Origin of the sequence: Paracoccus alkanivorans (assembly GCF_003697785.1) — a bacterium.
In the GTDB taxonomy this organism is placed as follows: Bacteria; Pseudomonadota; Alphaproteobacteria; order Rhodobacterales; family Rhodobacteraceae; genus Paracoccus; species Paracoccus alkanivorans.
The window spans coordinates 85256-100066 of sequence record NZ_QOKZ01000005.1; the positions used below are offsets into that span (position 1 = coordinate 85256).

General features: G+C 62.8%; 16 protein-coding genes and 1 other RNA gene. 2 read left to right on the forward strand and 15 right to left on the reverse strand.

Annotated features, from left to right (window positions below; translation table 11 throughout):
* Nucleotides 1–19 precede the first annotated feature (19 nt).
* Genes C9E81_RS13760 through C9E81_RS13775 form a run of 4 tightly spaced genes read right to left on the reverse strand, consistent with a single transcriptional unit; the run spans nucleotide 20 to nucleotide 4334 of the window.
* A complete protein-coding gene (locus tag C9E81_RS13760; RefSeq protein WP_122112940.1) occupies nucleotides 20–1309 on the reverse strand; it encodes a beta-ketoacyl-[acyl-carrier-protein] synthase family protein in 1290 nt (429 codons plus the stop codon).
* The gene (locus C9E81_RS13765; protein ID WP_122112941.1) at nucleotides 1306–1572 is read right to left on the reverse strand and encodes an acyl carrier protein; all 267 of its coding nucleotides are present in this window, start codon (nucleotides 1570–1572) and stop codon (nucleotides 1306–1308) included. Before C9E81_RS13765 ends, C9E81_RS13760 begins: the two co-directional genes overlap by 4 nt.
* Nucleotides 1573–1584: 12 nt before the next feature.
* Nucleotides 1585–2685, reverse strand: a complete 1101-nt coding sequence (locus C9E81_RS13770) for a UDP-3-O-(3-hydroxymyristoyl)glucosamine N-acyltransferase (RefSeq protein ID WP_122112942.1) — start codon at nucleotides 2683–2685, stop codon at nucleotides 1585–1587.
* Nucleotides 2686–2717: 32 nt separating this feature from the next.
* On the reverse strand, nucleotides 2718–4334 hold the full coding sequence (locus tag C9E81_RS13775) for a L,D-transpeptidase family protein (RefSeq protein ID WP_166461913.1): 1617 nt from the start codon (nucleotides 4332–4334) through the stop codon (nucleotides 2718–2720).
* A 298-nt stretch (nucleotides 4335–4632) separates the two neighbouring features.
* Here C9E81_RS13775 and mepK point away from each other — a divergent pair, with 298 nt between their 5' ends.
* Nucleotides 4633–5193 (forward strand): peptidoglycan L,D-endopeptidase MepK, encoded by a 561-nt coding sequence (gene mepK, locus C9E81_RS13780; RefSeq protein ID WP_122112944.1) that lies wholly within the window; start codon nucleotides 4633–4635, stop codon nucleotides 5191–5193.
* Between the two features lie 195 nt (nucleotides 5194–5388).
* Entirely contained in the window at nucleotides 5389–5973 is a 585-nt protein-coding gene (locus C9E81_RS13785; protein ID WP_122112945.1) for a TetR/AcrR family transcriptional regulator, read from the forward strand.
* Between the two features lie 28 nt (nucleotides 5974–6001).
* Here C9E81_RS13785 and C9E81_RS13790 read toward each other — a convergent pair whose 3' ends face one another.
* The 11 genes from C9E81_RS13790 to C9E81_RS13840 all read right to left on the reverse strand — a co-directional run bounded on the left by C9E81_RS13790 (nucleotide 6002) and on the right by C9E81_RS13840 (nucleotide 14777).
* Nucleotides 6002–6508: an RNA pyrophosphohydrolase gene (locus C9E81_RS13790; RefSeq protein WP_122112946.1), complete on the reverse strand. Its 507-nt coding sequence runs from the start codon at nucleotides 6506–6508 to the stop codon at nucleotides 6002–6004.
* A complete protein-coding gene (locus C9E81_RS13795; RefSeq protein WP_122112947.1) occupies nucleotides 6505–7929 on the reverse strand; it encodes a S41 family peptidase in 1425 nt (474 codons plus the stop codon). Before C9E81_RS13795 ends, C9E81_RS13790 begins: the two co-directional genes overlap by 4 nt.
* 16 nt (nucleotides 7930–7945) lie before the next feature.
* Entirely contained in the window at nucleotides 7946–9124 is a 1179-nt protein-coding gene (locus C9E81_RS13800) for a murein hydrolase activator EnvC family protein (RefSeq protein WP_122112948.1), read from the reverse strand.
* Nucleotides 9121–10638 carry a 2,3-bisphosphoglycerate-independent phosphoglycerate mutase gene (gene gpmI, locus C9E81_RS13805; protein WP_122112949.1) on the reverse strand — a complete coding sequence of 506 codons (1518 nt, stop codon included), beginning with the start codon at nucleotides 10636–10638 and terminating at the stop codon, nucleotides 9121–9123. Before gpmI ends, C9E81_RS13800 begins: the two co-directional genes overlap by 4 nt.
* A 127-nt stretch (nucleotides 10639–10765) precedes the next feature.
* Nucleotides 10766–11323 carry a nucleotidyltransferase family protein gene (locus tag C9E81_RS13810; RefSeq protein ID WP_122112950.1) on the reverse strand — a complete coding sequence of 186 codons (558 nt, stop codon included), beginning with the start codon at nucleotides 11321–11323 and terminating at the stop codon, nucleotides 10766–10768.
* Nucleotides 11320–12171, reverse strand: coding sequence for an XdhC family protein (locus C9E81_RS13815; protein WP_166461914.1), 852 nt, complete (start codon nucleotides 12169–12171; stop codon nucleotides 11320–11322). Before C9E81_RS13815 ends, C9E81_RS13810 begins: the two co-directional genes overlap by 4 nt.
* 123 nt (nucleotides 12172–12294) lie before the next feature.
* The gene (rpmG, locus tag C9E81_RS13820; protein WP_122112952.1) at nucleotides 12295–12462 is read right to left on the reverse strand and encodes a 50S ribosomal protein L33; all 168 of its coding nucleotides are present in this window, start codon (nucleotides 12460–12462) and stop codon (nucleotides 12295–12297) included.
* A gap of 163 nt (nucleotides 12463–12625) precedes the next feature.
* Nucleotides 12626–13018, reverse strand: an RNA gene (gene rnpB / locus C9E81_RS13825) — RNase P RNA component class A.
* Between the two features lie 100 nt (nucleotides 13019–13118).
* The gene (locus tag C9E81_RS13830; protein ID WP_122112953.1) at nucleotides 13119–13544 is read right to left on the reverse strand and encodes a GFA family protein; all 426 of its coding nucleotides are present in this window, start codon (nucleotides 13542–13544) and stop codon (nucleotides 13119–13121) included.
* Complete coding sequence (locus tag C9E81_RS13835; RefSeq protein ID WP_279432716.1) at nucleotides 13534–14199, reverse strand: N-acetylmuramoyl-L-alanine amidase; 666 nt, start codon at nucleotides 14197–14199, stop codon at nucleotides 13534–13536. The genes C9E81_RS13830 and C9E81_RS13835 overlap by 11 nt, the downstream gene beginning before the upstream one ends.
* Complete coding sequence (locus tag C9E81_RS13840; RefSeq protein ID WP_122112954.1) at nucleotides 14196–14777, reverse strand: hypothetical protein; 582 nt, start codon at nucleotides 14775–14777, stop codon at nucleotides 14196–14198. Before C9E81_RS13840 ends, C9E81_RS13835 begins: the two co-directional genes overlap by 4 nt.
* Nucleotides 14778–14811 lie beyond the last annotated feature (34 nt).

Sequence of the window (14811 nt, forward strand, 5' to 3'; positions counted from 1 at the left end):
TGGCACTCCATCCCGGCGATCAAACGCGTTGCAGCGCAATCACCGCGTTCAACCCGCCAAAGGCAAAGGCATTCGACAGAACTGCATCGACCTGCGCCTCGCGCGCCTCGTTCGGCACGACATCCAGCGCGCATTCGGGATCGGCTTCCTGATAACCGATGGTCGGCGCGATCACCCCATCGCGCAGCGCCATGATGCAGGCGAGCAGTTCCACCGCGCCGGTTCCACCGATCAGATGCCCATGCATGGACTTGGTCGAAGAGATCATCAACCGGTCGGCATGGTGGCCGAAGGCATGGGCGACCGCGGCACATTCCGTCTTGTCATTGGCAGCCGTGCCGGTGCCGTGGGCATTGATATAGCCGATCTGGTCGGCATTCAGCCCGGCATCCTGCAGGGCGCCGCTGATGGCGCGCTCGGCCCCCTGTGCCGATGGCATAACGATATCCTGGGCATCCGAGGACATCGCGAAACCCACCACCTCGGCCAGGATATCGGCACCGCGGGAACGGGCGGATTCGTAATCCTCGAAAACGAATACCCCCGCGCCCTCGCCCTGCACCATGCCGTTGCGATTGGCGCTGAACGGTCGGCATGCGTCCTTGGACATGACCCGCAGCCCCTCCCATGCCTTCACGCCGCCAAAGCATAGCATCGCCTCGGATCCGCCGGTCAGCATGACCTGCGCCCCGCCCGAGCGGATCATCTGGAAGGCCAGGCCCATCGCGTGATTGGAACTGGCGCAGGCCGTGGCGACGGTAAAGGATGGGCCGCGCAGACCGAATTCCATCGAGACATGGCTGGCGGCAGCGTTGTTCATCAGCTTGGGAACGACAAAGGGATGAACGCGGTTCTTGCCCTCTTCATAGACGGCCCGGTAGTTGTCGTCCCAGGTATTCAGCCCACCACCGGCGGTTCCAAGCACCACGCCAGCGCGCAACCCCAGCTTACCCTGAAAATTCAGCCCCGCCTGCGCAACCGCCTGCTTGGCCGCCAACAAGGTGAACTGGGTGAACTTGTCATAAAGCAATATCTGCTGGCGGTTGAAGTAGTTTTGGGGCTGCCAGTCATGGATCTGCGCGCCGATCTGGATCGACAGCCGGTCCACATCCCGAAATTCAAGCTGGGTAATGCCGCATCTACCCTCGCGAAACGCCTCCAGGGTAGATGCGACATCGTGACCAAGCGCGTTTATCGTGCCTGCCCCGGTAATCACCACCCTGCGCTGACCATCGCGGGTCAGCGGATCAAAGGGTGGTGCAGGACGGGAAGTGTCGGCCTTCTTCTTGCCGGCTCTTTTCGCGTTCATGCAACCTTTTCCGCCACCAGCCGCTGCACCGCGGCGATGATCGTGCCCATGTTCGAAATATCGAAATCCGATTTATCGGGCTCGTTGGCGTTGAAGGGGATGGTGATGTCGAATTCCTCTTCCAATGCGAAGATCGAATCGACAAGGCCAAGGCTGTCGATGCCCAGATCCTCGGGGGTGGCATCGTCGTCCACCTGATCTGGCTCCAGCATCGCTTGCTCGGCAATGATTTCCTTGATTCGGGATTTTATGGTGTCAGTCATGTCGCCTCCTGTTCATCCCTTTTCCAACAGGCGTGTAACGGTTTCCTGAAGCTTTGCAATTTGGTTTGCGAGCCGCGGCAAACGACGCGTCGCCTTCTGGATTTCCATCTGGGTTTCCATCTTCACCGCCGGATGTCCCAGTATCACGCGCCCCGCAGGCACACGGGTAAATATCTTGCTGGCGCCTCCCGCGATCACGTCATCGCCAATCTCGATATTGTCCGAGACCCCGACCTGTCCCGCCAGCACCACACGATTACCAATCCTTGACGAACCGGCCACGCCAACAAGACCGCAGAGCAGGCAGTCCTCACCGACAACGACATTGTGGCCAATCTGCACCAGGCTGTCGATCTTGGTGCCCGAGCCGATACGGGTGGCGCGAATGGTGCCACGATCGATCGTGGCATTCGCGCCGATTTCGACATCGTCGCCGATCTCGACCCCGCCAAGCGAATGGATGCGTGTCCAGTGCTGCGCCTTGATCTCATCGCGGGAGCCAAGCGTGCGGCGAATTTCCTCGATCCCGGATTCCTCGGGTGTCACGAAGGAAAACCCATCGCCACCGATGGATGCGCCGGGTTGAACGATCAGCCGGTCACCCGCCGTCACGCCGTGGGCAATCCGCGCACCGGGATGGATCAATGCATCACCGCCGAGACGAGAGCCTCGCCCGATCGAGACATGCGCCCCGATCCGTCCCCCCGGCCCGATATGCACATCGGCACCGATCACCGCGAATGCACCGATGGCCGCCCCATCGCCGATGACGGCGCCTTCCCCGATAACGGCGGTAGGGTGGATTCCCGGCGCTATATCGGGACCGGGATCGAAGGCACGGGTCAGCCCGGCCATGACCAGACGCGGGCGCGGCGCGAAAATCGCGGCCTTCAGCGCGTAGTCCTGTGGATCCATCCCCTCTGCCAGGATGGCCATGCTGCCCGGCTGCAGATTCTCCGCATATTTCGGAGCCATTGCCAGCGCGATCACCCCGCCATCCGGGCCGACCGGCCCGGTTCCGGATGGCTCGGCCGCTCCGGTCACGGGCAGAGACAGATCGCCCCAAGCCTGCGCATCCAATGCGCGCGCAAGTTCGCCAATGGTCACCGACATGATCGCACCCTTTCTGGGGCGACTTAATCCCTTTACGCGCCCAAATCCAGACCGGCTTTTTCCATCAGCGACCAGATCGTCGCATCACGCCCATATATATCGTTGAAATATTGAATATTCCCCGCATCGTCGGGGAAGGCGGTGAAATAAACCAGATGAACCGGCACATTCGGCTTGAGATGCAGCCACGTCTCGCGCCCGGAATCCAGCGCGCGGTGAAACACGCCGCGCGGATCGTCGCTTTGCTGGGATAGCAGTTGATAGGCGAGATCGAAGGGATCACCTATCCGGATGCAGCCGTGGGAATAAGCGCGCTGACGTTCGGCAAACAGGTATTTCGTCGGCGTGTCGTGCAGATAGATGTTCCAGTTGTTCGGGAAAATGAACTTCACCAGCCCCAGGGCGTTGTCGCCACTGGGTTTCTGCCGCATCCGATAGGGAAAATTCGCCGCCGTGTAACGAGCGAAATCGATATTGTCGCGCGGCACGACATTGCCATTGCCGTCAACCACGTCGAGATGCGAAACCGCGTAGCGGTTCGCTTTAAGCTTGGGCAGGTATTCCTTGACGGTGATCGAGCGCGGCACGTTCCAGCGCGGGTTGACCACCACATATTCCATCTGATCCGAGAATTCCGGCGTCTGCATATCCGCCTCGGTCTTGCCGACGACGACCCGTGTGCGAAAGACCTCCTCGCCACCTTCCAGGATTCGGGCAGTGAATTCAGGGATATTGACCCAGACCAGCCGCTTCTCCAGATCCTCGTCACCCATCCAGCGCATCCGCTCCAGCGCGATGAGAACGGCGCGGCTACGCGCATCCACGCCATCCGAATTCAGCCGCCTGATCGTATTCGGGCCGGCGACACCGTCGGGATCGAGTCCCACCGCCTGCTGGTAGCGCGCAACCGCTTGTGACAAGGCTTCGTCATAAAGCCGGGGATCGGAGGAATCGGCGGCGAAGCCGATGCTTGCGAGGCGTTCGCGCAGCGGCAAGACACCATCGCCTCGCATCCCCAAGCGCCAGACGGCTTCCGGCGCGCGCGGCAAATCCGTGGGCGGGGACAGGGCGGACATTTCCTGCAAAGCCGTCTGCAGGGCCCCGTAAGCCCTGTTCTGCGGAGCCAGCCCCGAAAGAAGGGCGGCGGGATCATCGCTCAGCACGAATTTCCCCATCAACCTTGCAGCCGATGGCCGCGAAACCTTGCGATGGACACCCGGAACCGCCTTGGCGGGATCGATCACACCTCCGGTCAGGTCGTGAATCAGTCGCGCGAGCATGCGGGCATGCATCATCTCGGCCGCCAAATCCTCGCCGGCCGCGGCAAGCGCCTGCGGACGGTAACGCGATACCGAAATGCCATGTGCAGGCATATTGGTGATCGCCTCGCGCAGCGCCTGCCGCCGAACCTTCCCTTCCGGTCCCGTGAAAACCGGTTTCAGCCCATTCGCGCCATAAAATGCCGCCAGGGCCGGATCGCTCGCCGCCGCCTTGGCCAACCGCATCTCTTCCGGAGAAAAATGCAGGCGTGGCGCAATGGCCACCGTCGCCGCACTGCCCTGCATCGCAGGGGATTGCGCGACAGCAACATGCCCGCCACCAAGCGCCATGGCCAGAACAGCAAATACCTTAACCCAGAAATGGCGCATCGAAACCTCATCAATCGGCCGCCATTTTCGCATTGCTCAGGTAAACGGTCCATGAATTGTCACAGGCTGGAGCCGACATCTTTTAGAAAAGTTGCAGAATCAGCACAGGAAGCGGCCCAAGAGCAACTATCGGCAGAATAGGCGGATTATTGCCGATATCAGTGGCATCACAATCACTCGGGAACAAACCTGTTCCTAGATCCACGGGATTTTGACATATTGTTAATCATCTGGGGATATCCCCCTAAGAAGCCGCAGAAACGCGGTCGGTAGAACGAAGCAGGACAGGCGATCTGACATGACAATGGACTTCATTTCCCGGCGCGGAATACTGGGAGTGTTTGCCGCGACCACCGTGGCAGCAGCACCGGTGATGGCCAATGCTTTTGGCTTTCTGCGTGGATCGGGCGACATCCGGCGAGTCCGGATGTATAATGGGCGCACGGGCGAAAGCATCGATACCGTCTACTGGATCGATGGAAAATATATCCGCGAGGCGCTAAACGAAATCAATATCTTCATGCGCGACTGGCGCACCGGCACGGCGATCGGGATCGATCCGCGGGCAATCGACGTTGCGGCGGCTTCTCATCGGTTGTTGCAGACCAACGAACCCTACATGATGCTGTCGGGCTATCGCTCGCCGCAAACCAACGCGATGTTGCGCAGCCGCTCTTCCGGCGTGGCGAGAAACTCGCTGCACATGTATGGCAAGGCTGCCGACCTGCGGCTGAAGTCGCGCTCGGTCAACCAGATGTATCAGGCGGCGCTGGCCTGCAAGGCGGGTGGTGTAGGCAAATATACCCGTTCGAACTTCGTTCATATGGATTGCGGGCCGGTTCGCAGCTGGGGCGCTTGATCGACCGGGCATCATCGCCCAGCATGCCTGTCCTGTTGCCCTGCCGCCATGCAGGGCGCATTTTTCGGGCTGCGAATCAGCACCCTGCATTTTCTTGTTTGAGAATCTCTTACGTTGACAGCGCTTGCGCAGTCTGTGACCTTGAAAGGGTCGCGGTTTCAGATCGGCGGCGTTGGTAAATACTAGAGAACGTGAATGATTTCATCAGCAAGCCGCCGCTATCACACCGCCAAGAAACTTCAGGCAGCAGCGATTGAGCTTGCAGTCAGGGATGGGCTGACCAACATCACCACCGAGGCGATCTCTTGCGCGGCCGGTGTCAGCGCCCGAACCTTCTTCAATTATTATCCCTACAAGGAAGCTGCCCTGATGGGGCCTCCGCCGGATTACCCGGAAGACGCCGCCGAAACCTTCGTGAACAGCCGGGGCGATCTGCTTAGCGATCTGGAAAAACTCATTACCGCGCATATTTCGCGCTATCTGGATGAGCGCGAGATGCTTGGCCATCTGCTGCGGCTCAGCGAGACCGACCCAAAGCTGATGGCGCTGCGCAACAATGCCGTTCTGGCACGGCGCGGCAAGATGGCCGATCTGCTGCGGCGCAGGCTGCCCGAGGCGGATTCACGACTGATCTATATCCTGTCATCCGCAATCATCGCCGCCACGAATGACGCGACGCAAAGATGGGCGTCGGGCGAAGCCGAGGACTTCGTCCAGACCGCGCTGGAAAACCTTGCCCTTATCCTGCCCGCGGCTCAATTGCTTCAGAAACAGCACTGACATCGCGCCCTATCGCCGGGAAACTGACCTATCCGCCGAGCTTCCCGCCTTCGGCAAGATGATCACCGAAAGCCGCGAAAACCTGACGATAGACATCGCGCTTGAAGGGCACGATATGGGTAATCAGTTCCTTGGCCCGCATCCAGCGCCATTTATCGAACTCCGGATGCTCGGTATCGATGCGGATATCGGCATCCTCGCCCAGGAAGCGCAGCAAGAACCATTTCTGTTTTTGCCCGCCATATCTTCCCTTCCAGACCTTGCCCAGCAGTTCCGGCGGCAGATCGTAAAAGACCCAGTCCGGGGTTTCGCCCAGCATCTCGACATGATTGGCGCTGACCCCGGTCTCCTCGGTCAGTTCACGTAACGCCGCCTGCGCGGCTGTCTCTCCTTCGTCGATCCCGCCCTGCGGCATCTGCCAGGCGCCCGGCGAATCGATGCGCTGGCCAGCAAAGACCAGCCCATCGGCATTCACCAACACCACGCCCGCGCAGGGACGATAAGGCAAGCCGCCCGGCGCCTGTCGATCTGTCATTCGCTGGCGGCCCCCTCGTCCGGGATCGCCGCGCCCTCGCCGGTCATCGCGGGGGTTGCGTCAGCGGAGACCTGGCCTGCCGTGAAATTGACGGCGGCAAGCCCCTTGAGAACATCGACGGCATAGGCAAGCTGATAGTCCTCTTCACGCAATTTCGCGGTTGCTTCGACTTCGGCGGCCTCCTCTTCGATCTGCTTGCGCTCCTCTTCGCTGATCGAATCGTTGTTCAGCGCACCACGCAGATCGGCTTCGGAACGACCGAAATTGGACTGCGTGCGGGGACCCTCCTCGTTTTCGTTCTCGTCAACCGGGCGCTTGGGCTGCGCGACGATGATGTCCGGCTGTATTCCCAGGGACTGGATCGAGCGGCCCGACGGCGTGTAATAGCGCGCTGTGGTCAGCCTGATCGCACTGTCCGAAGTCACCGGCATCACCGTCTGGACGGAGCCTTTGCCGAAAGTCTTTTCCCCCACCACGATGGCGCGGCGATGATCCTTCAGCGCCCCGGTCACGATTTCGGAGGCACTTGCGGAGCCGCCGTTGATCAGCACCACCATCGGCTTGCCCTGTGCCAGATCGCCCTCCTCGGCATTCCAGCGCTCGCTCTCCTCGGGCTTGCGGCCGCGGGTCGAGACAATCTCTCCCGCATCCAGGAAAGCGTCCGAGACGCTGATCGCCTGATTGAGCAATCCGCCCGGATTGTTCCGCAGATCCAGCACGAAACCCGTCACCTTGTCGATGCCGCCAACCTCTTGCACGGACTTCTCGAGTTCGGCTTTCAGCGTATCGTAGGTCTCGTCATTGAAGGTCGAGACGCGCAGCACGATCGCATGCCCCTCGATCCGGGTCTTGACCACGGTCAGCTTGATGGTGTCGCGGGTGATGGTGATGTCAAAGGGCTCGTTCTCACCCTCGCGCAATATCGTGATGGTGATATCGCTTCCGACCGGACCACGCATCATGTCGACCGCTTCGTCCAAGGTGAGCCCCATCAGCGGCTCGCCGTCCACATGGGTAATGAAATCGCCCGATCTCACCCCGGCTTCGGCAGCGGGCGTGTCGTCGATGGGCGAGACGACCTTGACCAGCCCATCCTCCTGGCTGACCTCTATCCCCAGCCCACCGAAGCTGCCGCGGGTCTGGGTCTGCATCTCTTCGTAATCATTGGCCGAAAGGAACGAACTGTGCGGATCGAGCGAGGTCAGCATGCCGTTGATCGCCGCCTCGATCAGTTTCTTGTCGTCAGGAGCCTCGACGTAGTCGGACCGCACCCGCTCGAACACATTGCCGAACAGTTCCAGCTGTTCATAGATCGACGCGTTCTTGTCTGCTTCCTGCGCGACCAGGGGGCCGGCGATCTGGGTGGTGAACAATGCCCCGGCCAGAACGCCGCCCAGACCTGCGATCAGATAATGTTTCATAATGGCCTTTCTTGCCTCAGTCCTGTCCTGGATCGACAACCGGATTCAGCACGAACCAGTCCGCCGGGTCCAGCGTTTCCGTCCCCTTGCGCAATTCCAGATACAGGGTCTCGGTATATCCTGCATCCCCTCCGCGTGCCGCATCAGCAACGAACTGCGCTCCGAATTCCTGTGCCGGCGCCTCGGAGCCGCCCATCAGCCCCACCGGATCGCCCGCACCCAACACATCGCCGACCTCGCCAAAGACCTGCGACATGCCTGCAAATATCAGAAGATAGTCCCGTGCGGGCTCGACAATCATCACATTGCCGTAATCGAGCAAGGGGCCGCGATAACGGATGGTGGCCGGCCAGGGAGTCGTGACCAGCGCGGCAGGCGGTGTCGCGATGATCCAGCCGGGCCGGCTTACCCCCGCCGCATCCGGCTCGTTATAAGGCCGCCGGACCGAACCGACGACCGGCAGCCGCAAACTGCCCTGAGCGCCTTCGAAATCTTCCATCGGGGCGCCGATATCGGTTTCCAGCGAATCGATACCATCGGCAAATTCATCAAGGCTCCGTGCCGCATCCCTGAGCTGCTGCAATTCCTCGGGGGCTTCGCCGAAGCGCACCGGCATGGTCGAACGATCCGTCACCGCGCTGGCCAGAAGCCGCCGCGCCTCCTGCACCGAAGCCAGCCCGTTGCCCAGCATATCCGCCGCATTGGCCTGCAATTCCCGCACGGTGGCGATCTCGTCCAGATCGGCCTGTAACCGTTCGGCCTCGGCGCGCAGGCCGGGTGTCACATCCGACAGGATCATTCCCGATTGCGCGCTGGCCAAAGCACCGGCCGGATGAAGAAGCATCGCCGTCTCGGGCGATTGCTGCAACGAGGTCATCGCGCCCAGAACCCGCGCCAGCCTGCTGCGCTGTGCCTCGAACTGCGAACGCAATTCGGTTTCGCGGGCCGTGGCCTGACGCAGGCCGGCGCGGAGGGAGGCCAGCCCCTGCTCGTATCCCCGGATCACCTCGGTCAGGGCAACGACCTGGTCATCGGCGGTCACCGCCTCGCTCAGCTTGCCCATCGCCTCGCGCAATTGCGCCGCCGCATCCTGGGCCTCGGCCACGGCTTGCGCGGCGGGTGTCGCGGCCGCGGTCCCGAAGGCGGAAAGGGCAAACAGCCCGCAAATGGCTATCACACAGGAAGAACGGTTCATTCGATCACGATCAGGCTTTCGCCGGTCATCTCGGGGGGCTGTTCCAGCCCCATCAGCTCCAGCACGGTCGGAGCAAGGTCGGCAAGGCGTCCATCGCGCAGACGCGCGGATGCAGGGCCATTATAAACAATCACCGGAACCGGATTCAACGTATGGGCAGTATGGGGTCCACCGGTTTCGGGGTCGATCATCGTCTCGCAATTGCCGTGATCGGCACATATCACCGCCGCACCACCCGCCGCATCCAGCGCCTTCAGCATGCGGCCAAGCCCCTTGTCGACAGCGGCACAGGCACGCTTGGCGGCTTCGAGACTGCCGGTATGACCGACCATATCGGGATTGGCGTAATTCACCACGATCAGATCGTAACCCGCCCCGATCGCCTCGACCAGCCTGTCGCTGACCTCTTCGGCGGCCATCTCGGGCGCCAGGTCATAGGTCGCCACCTTGGGGCTTTGCGGCATGAAACGGTCTTCGCCCGGCTCGGGCTCTTCCTTGCCGCCATTGAGGAAAAAGGTCACATGCGGGTATTTCTCGGTCTCGGCCAGCCGGAATTGCCGCAGCCCCTTCGAGGCAACCCATGCGCCCAGCGTATTGACGACCTGCTGCTTGGGATAGGCGGCGGTCATGAAATCATTGTGCCGGTCGCTGTAATCGACCATGCCCAGCAGGGCCGACCATTCCGGCCTTTCGCCGATATCGAATTCGGCAAATTCCGGATCGGCCAGCGCCGAGAGGATCTCTCGCGCCCGGTCGGCGCGGAAATTGAGGCAGAAGAACCCGTCGCCATCCAGGGCACCATTATAGCCATCGATCACAAAGGGCTGGATGAATTCGTCGCTCTCTCCCCTTGCATAGGCCGCGGCCACCGCCTCGGCAGCACCTGCCGCATCCTCACCCTGCCCGGCAACGATCGCGCGGAAGGCCCGCTCCACCCGGTCCCAACGCTTGTCGCGGTCCATGGCGAAATAGCGCCCGATCACGGTGCCTATGCGCGCGCCCTCGGGCAGTCCCTCTTGCAATTCGGCGATGAATTCCCCTGCCGAGCGTGGCGGCACGTCGCGCCCGTCGGTGATCGCGTGAATCACCACCGGCACCCCCGAAGCCGCAATCGTCCGCGTCGCAGCCAAAACATGGGCCATATGGCCATGCACCCCGCCATCCGAGATCACCCCCATCAGATGGGCTGTGCCGGCGGTCTGTTTCAACCGGGCGATGAAATCGGTCAGCGCCTGGTTCCGGAAGAAGCTGCCATCCTCGATCGCCAGGTCGATCTGTCCCAAATCCATCGCCACGACCCGGCCCGCGCCGATATTGGTATGCCCGACCTCGGAATTGCCCATTTGCCCCGAGGGCAGCCCCACATCGGGCCCGAAGGTCGTCAGCCGTGCATGCGGGCAATCACGCATCAGCCGGTCGAAATTGGGGGTGTCGGCTTGATCGGGTGCGCTTTGCTCGGGGCGGTCCGATATTCCCCAACCGTCGAGAATGCACAGGATCACGGGTTTCGTCATTTGGGCCTCGTCATGATTTGTGCCTTGTTACGCCCGCGCGGGTGTGGCGGCAACCGGGAAGGCCGGTGCCCCTGTCCCGGCACCCGTCCCGAACGCTCCCCCGAGATGTCCGGACAGGAAAGAAGGACTATCCTGCCGTCCTCTGCATGCCGGCGAGATCGGACACGGTATCTATATCAGCGAGCAGGCCCGGCGCCCTGACCAGCGCCTCGGGAGGGAGGTCACGGATGAGGCGCCCCGCCCCCTGATCGCCCGTCAGATCCGCAAGCCGGGTGAGCCAGGAGCCCGGAAAGCAGACGGGCGGCATCGGCGGGCCGTCATCATGACTTGCTGCCGGGCAGTCGCCGGTCGCAGCATCCGTGACCCGGCAAAGCAGATCGGATGTGACTCTCGGCATATCCGCCAGCGCGATCAGCAGGCGGTCGGTTTCGCCCATCGCCTGCAAACCGGCACGCAGACTGTCGGATTGCGCGGTGGATACCGCTTCCACGATCTCGAAACCGGCCAGACAGGGCCGCAGAGCGGGATTGGCGATCACCGCTATGCAGCGATCAAGGCCCGCGCGGCGCATGGTCTCGGCCGCATAGGTGATGAGCGGGCGACCATGGAGAGGGGCGAGCAGTTTGTCCTCTGTTCCGAAACGGCGGGATGCGCCGGCCGCCAACAGCAGGCCGGTGCGAATCATCCGAATGCCTGGTCGTAAGCGGCAAGGATCTCGGTCAGGACCGAGGCGGCGAGCAGGCGCGGCTCTCGCACCGGGGCGATCACGCCGATGGGGCCACGGAGCCTTGCGAGCGCCCCGTCGCCGAAACCGGCCTCCCGCAGGGCGGCGACACGCGCCATCTGGGCACGGCGGGATCCCAGGGCACCGATATAGAAGGCCGGCGAATCGAGCGCCATGCGCAGGGCCGGCAATTCGCGGTCATGGTCATGGAACAGCGTGACCACCGCTGTCTGCGCATCGGCTGCGGGGACCTCCGGACCGGAATGACAATCAAGCCCGGCAGCCCGCGCCATCGCCATCAGGGCCGCGGCCTCGTCTCCTTCGCCGTGAATATGCAGGGCGCAGCGGGGATTTATCTTCAGATCGAAGTAATCGCCCTCCAACCCGGTTTCGGAAATATCAACCTGGCGGGCCGCTCCGGTCGCGAGTTCCAGCCGCCAGCAGGCCGTCCGCCGATCCCGTTGGGTATCGGAGATTTCTTGCAGCCATGCCGGGTCGGGACGGTGCAGCAGGGCAATCTCGACCGTGCCGCCGCAAGGCAGGGGCAGATCGACCGGCCCGCCCACGCCATAGATCAACCGCGTCACCGGGCCGGGTCGGTCCAGATGCGCGGCGATATCGGCATCGATGCAGCCAGCACCGAGACGTCCTACCCGGCCGCCATCAGGCCACAGGGCCATTGCAGCGCCAGGACGGCGTGGAAAGCCGCCTTCCGCACGGATGAGCAGCGCCAAGGCGCCATCGGGACGGGCCTGAATGGCGGCGAGCGGATCGATCATCATGTCGGACATATATGGATGGGTCTCCATTCTCATGCTGCTTACATGTATCGCCGCAGCGCCGGCTGCAAGACCCGGCAGCCCATGTCAAAAGCGAAAAGGCCGCCGCCCGGACGGGCGCGGCCTGACCGCAATACAGTCGAAAAGCAGATCTTACTTGATCTTGCCTTCCTTGTATTCGACATGCTGACGCGCAACCGGATCGTATTTCCGGACGGTCATTTTTTCCGTCATGGTGCGGGCGTTTTTCTTGGTCACGTAGAAATGCCCGGTCCCGGCCGAGGAATTGAGCCGGATCTTGATAGTCGTCGGCTTCGCCATAATCGTCGCTCCTGCTTCGGGGCAAGCCGCTTGACGCAAACCCCGTGGAATTCGTTTGAAGCCGCCTTGTAGTCGGGCCGCGCATGAAGTCAACCGGGAATCGCCCAAATTCCCGGCATTTTCGGGTTTGAAAGGCAGCTATGCAAAAATCGCGAGGATAAACATGCGCGGAGGGCCTGTAAGCCGGATTCTGTCCTCCGGGTTGCCCCGGATGGATGACCATTCCTCTGGCCCGGCCGTTGCCGGCCGGATCTAGCTGCCTACCCGGATCTGCTGGGGCAAGGCGGCCCTGCGGGTTTCCCCGCGCGCGATCCCTATTCGGCATTGCTCCCGGTGGGGCTTGCCATGCGGGAACTGTTGCCAGCCCCCCGGTGGGCTCTTACCCCACCGTTTCACCCTTGCCGCCCACAAGCAGGCGGCGGTCTGTTCTCTGTGGCGCTTTCCCTGGGGTTGCCCCCGCCGGGCGTTACCCGGCACCGTTGCCTCATGGAGTCCGGACTTTCCTCGCGGCCCCTTCCCTCGCGGCAAGCGACCACGCGGCCATCCGGCCCTCCGCGCATGACTGATATGGCGGGGATCGGGCGGGTGGTCAATGGGGCGCTGCCCCCGCACCCGTTCCGGGCGCTCCCCCGGGATATTGACATGAAGAAGAAGCTCTACCGGGCCGGGCGGTAGGTCAGCGTGCCGGCGACACCGCCGCCGCCGTCCTCGGGATGGTTGCGACCGTCCAGGACCTCGACGGAGGTGAAGTCGAAAGGGCTCACCCCTTCGATGCAGGCGGCATTCACACCGTATTCATTGGGGTTGGAGCGGCGGCGGTGATGGGTGTAAATGCCGCAATGACGGCAGAAGTAATGCTCTGCCACACGGGTGCCGAACTGGTAAAGGCCGAGCGCATCCTTGCCCGATAGCACGGTCAGCCCGTCAAGCGGCACACTGACGGCAACCGCACCGCGCATCCGGCAAAGGCTACAATCGCAGCGCCGGGCACTATGCAGCCCGTCCGTGAAGCGCAGATGCAGCCGGACGGCGCCGCAATGGCAGGCGGCCCCTGCCTCGGTCATGTCGAAATCAACCGGCATCCTGTCGTTCCCTTTCGTAGAGTTCAGCCGCCCCGGCGGCACGGCAACGATCCTCTGCCGTCTCGGGTCCCTGCCCCCATGGGCGGAAACGCAGGCGGAAGGCGGCAAGGCGGGTTTGCGGATCACCCTCGGGATAGCCGATGGCGTCGAGACTTTCGGCCAGGGGGCGGTCGGGGCCGTCATCGGGCCAGAGAGCGAGCCCCGTGCGGGCGAGACGTTGCCAGTCGAAACGCGGGCCGGGATCGATCTTGCGCCCCGGCGCCAGGTCGGAATGGCCGATCACCGCTTCGGGGCCGATCCGCCAGCGCGCCATGATCCCGCGCAGCAAATCAATCAGCGCATCCATCTGGCGGGCGGTAAAGGGGCGGTCTCCGGGATTTGCGATCTCGATCCCGATACTACGGGAATTGACATCCGCGCGCCCCTGCCACGCCCCCGCACCGGCATGCCATGCGCGGCGGTCTTCGGGCACCAGCGCCTCGATGCTCCCATCCTCGCCAACCAGCCAATGCGCACTGACCTCGGCCCGCGCGTCGCAAAGGCGGGCACGGGCCGAATGTGTATCATCCATGCCGGTATAATGCAGCACGATCAGTTCAGGGCGATAGCCGCGCCTGTCGCCGTGATTGGGGCTTGGATAGGGACTGCCCGTCAAAGCTGCGATTTACGGAAGGGCGCGGGATCCCATCCGCAGACAAAACCGTCGCCATCAGGATCCATGCCGCGCGGATCGCTCTGCGGTCCTCCGGCGGCAAGGAAGGCGGTCTGGGCGGCATCCGCCGATTCGTAGCTGGCGCAGACGCGGGCTGCCTGCGCTTGCGAACCCGCATTGCGGGGATAGGCCGCAGTGCCGGGCTGGTGGTCTGCCTCGAATGCGTAGCGCACCAGGACCGGGGTCGAGCCCGGATAAGGTCCGGTGGTGGTCTTTGGCAGCATGTCATCGGGAACGATCTGGACCGGCGCGTTCCCGCTGGCCCGGGATCCCGAGCGAACCCCCATCGTCGCCGGTGCCGGCACCGGCGAGCGTCCGGCAATCGCCTCGGCCGTCGGCGCCTTGGCGGGACGGGCGACGGGGATCACCTGCGGCGATTCATCGCCCGAGACCAACGCGACCTCTCTCTCGGCACGATACTTGCCGTAACTGCCAGCACCAAACTGGTAATTCGGGTTCCAGCCCCGATGCTCGCCACAGCCGGCAAGCGCCAGCACCGAAATCATCAACCAGCCGCGCATTTCGCCTCCGTCAGATATCCGTTGTCGTCCGCAA